At 73.3% G+C, this 600-nt stretch carries 1 protein-coding gene and 1 pseudogene; both read left to right on the forward strand.

Going from position 1 to position 600, the window contains the following annotated elements; translation table 11 throughout:
* Positions 1-213, forward strand: a pseudogene (locus KUM32_RS44340) (hypothetical protein); the annotation flags it as partial.
* Positions 214-600, forward strand: a 387-nt coding sequence (locus tag KUM32_RS36995) for a cob(I)yrinic acid a,c-diamide adenosyltransferase (RefSeq protein WP_217146251.1), incomplete at its 3' end; no start/stop codon positions are given.

Here is a 600-nt window from a genome sequence, read left to right on the forward strand (position 1 = left end):
GCGCAGCTCGCCGGCGAACTGCGCGGACCCGCGGTGACCTTGGAGGAGCTGCGAGCGGACAGCGTCACGGCGCTGGTCCGTGGGGCGCGTGCGGCGCGCGACGGCGTCCCCGCACGGGCCCGGCAGGGCGAACGAACCACGACCGAGCACGGGCCCCAGCACCGGGGCGCGCGGCCGGGGCGACGGACCGACATCACGGAGAGGGTCGCGTAAATGCCACAGGGAAAGCCTTCGATGGTGCCCGACGACGGGCTCACCACGCGCCAGCGCCGCAACCGGCCACTGGTGTTCGTGCACACCGGCGTCGGCAAGGGCAAGTCGACGGCCGCCTTCGGGCTCGCGCTGCGCGCCTGGAACCAGGGTTGGCCGATCGGGGTGTTCCAGTTCGTGAAGTCCGCCAAGTGGAAGGTGGGCGAGGAGCGGGCGCTGCGCGTGCTCGGCGACTCCGGCGAGGGCGGCACCGTCGCCTGGCACAAGATGGGCGAGGGCTGGTCGTGGGTCCAACGCGACCTGGCCTCCAGCGAGGAGGCGGCGCGCGAGGGCTGGGAGCAGGTCAAGCGCGACCTGGCGGCCGAGACGTACCAGCTCTACGTGCTGGAC

The organism is Streptomyces sp. AC627_RSS907, assembly GCF_019049165.1.